This is a genomic window from Corynebacterium sp. (assembly GCF_012838985.1).
Taxonomy (GTDB): domain Bacteria; phylum Actinomycetota; class Actinomycetes; order Mycobacteriales; family Mycobacteriaceae; genus Corynebacterium.
In genome coordinates, this window is record NZ_DUOE01000201.1 from 1 (window position 1) to 3,870 (window position 3,870).

The 3,870-nt window shown below is 64.7% G+C and carries 3 protein-coding genes; 2 read left to right on the forward strand and 1 reads right to left on the reverse strand.

What is annotated here, in order from left to right:
- Positions 1-123: 123 nt before the first annotated feature.
- Positions 124-1,059: a cysteine synthase A gene (gene cysK / locus GXZ33_RS11385; protein ID WP_291341194.1), complete on the reverse strand. Its 936-nt coding sequence runs from the start codon at positions 1,057-1,059 to the stop codon at positions 124-126.
- Positions 1,060-1,374: 315 nt separating this feature from the next.
- Here cysK and ramA point away from each other — a divergent pair, with 315 nt between their 5' ends.
- A complete protein-coding gene (gene ramA / locus GXZ33_RS11390) occupies positions 1,375-2,217 on the forward strand; it encodes an acetate metabolism transcriptional regulator RamA (RefSeq protein ID WP_291341196.1) in 843 nt (280 codons plus the stop codon).
- A 28-nt stretch (positions 2,218-2,245) separates the two neighbouring features.
- Entirely contained in the window at positions 2,246-3,502 is a 1,257-nt protein-coding gene (gene murA / locus GXZ33_RS11395) for a UDP-N-acetylglucosamine 1-carboxyvinyltransferase (RefSeq protein WP_291341198.1), read from the forward strand.
- Positions 3,503-3,870: the final 368 nt, after the last annotated feature.

A 3,870-nucleotide genomic window follows, 5' to 3' on the forward strand; every position in this document is an offset into this window, starting at 1 on the left:
TAAAGTAGGCAACGAGGGTTTCCTTGCAAGCGTTGATGATTAGACACCAACACCGTGCGCTGGGAAACCCTCGCTTGTGTTTAAGACACGCCGGTGTCACTCACCGGACTTTCGCAACACGACCTAGTCGCGGATGTCCTCGTAGAGGACGGTGGAGACGTAGCGCTCGCCGTAGTCGGTGACGACGGTGACGATGGTCTTGCCGGCGTTCTCCTCCTTCTTGGCCAGCTCGAGGGCCGCCCAGACGTTGCCGCCGGAGGAGATGCCGCCCAGGATGCCGTCCTTGACCGCCAGCTGACGGGAGGTCTCGATGGCGTCCTCGTTGGTGACCGTGATGACGTCGTCGAGCACCTTGCGGTCCAGGACCTCCGGGATGAAGTTGGCGCCGATGCCCTGGATTTTGTGCGGGCCGGCCTTGCCGGCGGACAGCAGCGGGGAGGCGGCCGGCTCGACGGCGTAGATCTCGACCTCCGGCTTACGCTCCTTGAGGACCTGGCCGACACCGGAGACGGTGCCACCGGTGCCGACACCCGCGACGAAGATGTCGACCTTGCCGTCGGTGTCGTTCCAGACCTCCTCGGCGGTGGTCTCGCGGTGGATCTTCAGGTTCGCCGGGTGTGCAAACTGGTTCGCGAGGATGGCGTTTTCCTCTGCGGCGACGATCTCGTTCGCCTTGTCGACGGCGCCCTGCATGCCGGCCGCACCCGGGGTGAGCACGATCTGCGCACCGTAGGCGCGGAGCATGACGCGACGCTCGTTGGACATGGTCTCCGGCATGGTGAGGATGACCTTGTAGCCGCGGGCCGCGCCGACCAGGGCGAGCGCGATGCCGGTGTTGCCGGAGGTGGCCTCCACGATGGTGCCGCCCGGCTGGAGGGAACCGTCAGCCTCGGCGGCGTCGATGATGGCCTTGCCGATGCGGTCCTTGACGGAGTTCGCTGGGTTGAAGGACTCGATCTTCACGAGCACCTCCGCCTGGAGGCCCTCGGTCAGGCCGTTGAGGCGCACCAGCGGGGTGTTTCCGATGGTGTCGAGGATGTTGTCGTAGATCTTGCTCATGGTGAATGCTCCCTATGCTTCGTCTGACGTTGGTGGTGTCAGCGTACACCATGCGGGTAGACAGGGCTGTATGTTGCTGGCAGACCGTACGGTTTTCCCAGGGGTGCGGGGGTGGGTCGGCGGGGTCCCTGTCACCCCTTCAGCGGGCCCCGTTCTTCCGATCAGAGAGGAATGAAATGCGCAACTTAAGGTGGATTCGATTCCGTTTACCCCCGAAGTCGCGTTATAATGCCCACCTGTAAAGGAAAGTTACCCCCGTTCATGTGCCCATCGGGTGCACCTGGACGGGTGTACCCGGAGGAGGACGATTTCACAGTGGATTCTCAGCGAATCAAGGATGACGACGAAGCCGTCCGGGCGGCACTCACATCCCTCAAGACCGCGACTGGGATTCCGGTCACCATGTACGCGACGCTGCTCCCGGACAACCGCCTGCAGATCACCCAGTGGGTGGGTCTGCGGACGCCGGCCCTGCAGAACCTCATCATCGAGCCGGGTTCCGGCGTCGGTGGTCGCGTGGTCACCACCCGCCGTCCCGTCGGTGTCTCCGACTACACGCGGGCGAACATCATCTCCCACGAGAATGACCGTGCCATCCAGGACGAGGGACTCCACTCCATCGTCGCGGTGCCGGTGATCGTCAACCGCGAGATCCGTGGCGTCCTCTATGTGGGCGTCCACTCCCCGGTCCGCCTCGGGGACAAGGTCATCGAGGAGGTCACCATGACCGCCCGCACGCTGGAGCAGGATCTCGCGGTGAACTCCGCGCTGCGTCGCGTCGAGGGCGGTAAGCCGGGTGCCGCGAAGAACGGCCGCGTCATGAACGGCGCCGAGTGGGAGCAGGTCCGCTCCACGCACTCGAAGCTGCGCATGCTGGCCAACCGTGTCGAGGACGAGGCCCTGCGCAAGGAGCTCGAGCAGCTCTGCGACCAGATGGTCTCGCCCGTCCGGGTCAAGCAGTCGACGAAGCTGTCCGCCCGTGAACTCGACGTCCTCTCCTGTGTGGCTCTCGGCCACACCAACGTGGAGGCCGCGGAGGAGATGGGCATCGGCGCGGAGACCGTGAAGTCCTACCTGCGTTCCGTCATGCGCAAGCTCGGCGCCCACACCCGTTATGAGGCCGTCAACGCGGCACGTCGTATCGGCGCCCTGCCCTGACACGCGGGGTCGGCTAGTGTCGGAGAACGTGAAGGATCGATTTCTCGTCACCGGTGGCGCCCGCCTGCAGGGCGCCGTCAAAGTCAGCGGCGCCAAGAACAGCGTCCTCAAGCTCATGGCCGCAGCTCTGCTGGCCGAGGGCACCACGACTCTGACGAACTGCCCGGAAATTCTCGACGTCCCCCTCATGGGCGACGTCCTCCGGGGTCTGGGCTGTGAGGTGACCATCGACGGCTCGACGGTCACCATCACCACCCCGGCGGACCTGGCCACGGACGCCGACTTCGACGCCGTCCGCCAGTTCCGCGCCTCCATCTGTGTGCTCGGTCCGTTGACCGCACGCTGCGGGCGGGCCGTCGTGGCCCTGCCCGGCGGTGACGCCATCGGGTCCCGTCCGCTCGACATGCACCAGTCCGGACTGGAACGGCTCGGCGCGACCACCCGTATCTCCCACGGAGCCGTCGTCGTCGAGGCGGACCGGCTGGCCGGCGCCCACATCTCCCTGGACTTCCCCTCGGTGGGTGCCACGGAGAACATCCTCACCGCCGCCGTCCTCGCGGAGGGGCGGACCGTCCTGGACAACGCCGCCCGTGAGCCCGAGATCGCGGATCTCTGCGAGATGCTCGTCAGCATGGGCGCGCGGATCGAGGGGATCGGCACCTCCACCGTCACCATCGACGGTGTGGAGCAGCTGGAGCCGACGGAATACGAGGTCATGGGCGACCGTATCGTCGCCGGCACCTGGGCGTACGCCGCCGCCATGACCCAGGGTGACGTCACTGTCGGTGGCATCGCCCCCCGTCACCTGCACCTCGCGCTGGAGAAGCTCAAGGTCGCGGGCGCCGAGATCGAGACCTACGAGAACGGTTTCCGAGTCCGCATGGACCGTCGTCCCGACGCCGTCGACTACCAGACCCTGCCTTTCCCGGGTTTCCCCACGGATCTGCAGCCCATGGCGATCGGCATCTCCACCATCGCCAACGGCATGAGCGTGATCACCGAGAACGTCTTCGAGTCCCGCTTCAAGTTCGTCTATGAACTCCAGCGCCTGGGCGCGAACGCCACCGTCGAGGGACATCATGTGGTGGTGCACGGCATCGAGCAGCTCTCCTCCACTGAGGTGTGGAGCTCCGACATCCGCGCCGGCGCCGGCCTGGTCCTCGCGGCCCTGGTCTCCGACGGTGTCACCACGGTCCACGACGTCTATCACATCGACCGTGGCTACCCGTACTTCGTGGAGCAGATGCGCTCCCTCGGTGCGCAGATCGAGCGGGTCACCTCTTAGACCTGCTTCTCGACGCCACCCCGGCCCCTGCCTCACCTGATGGTGAGTCAGGGGCCTTTGTTGTTGTGGTGCTTTTTATGCTTTGACCTGGGGATTTGTGTTGGAGTGTGGGGGTGTGTAACTTTATGTGAGTCAGCGCGACCGACAACGCCCCGCAGACAGACACCACACAGTGAGTGGCTGGATGTGAGCAGGCGGCCAGGAAAACGGCCCTGACAAGTGTAATAAAATACGGATGTGAGACACGGATTTGACTTCGGTCAGGCCGGTGGATTAAGTTCGTAACTCGTCGCTTCGAGCAGCACCACGATGGTGGTGATGATCAGGTGTGCGGATGTTGTGTGAGAACTCAATAGTGTGCCAATGTA

Coding starts and splice junctions, on each gene's coding strand:
- cysK (WP_291341194.1), bottom strand. CDS start 1,059: ATGAGCAAGATCTACGACAACATCCTCGACACCATCGGAAACACCCCG.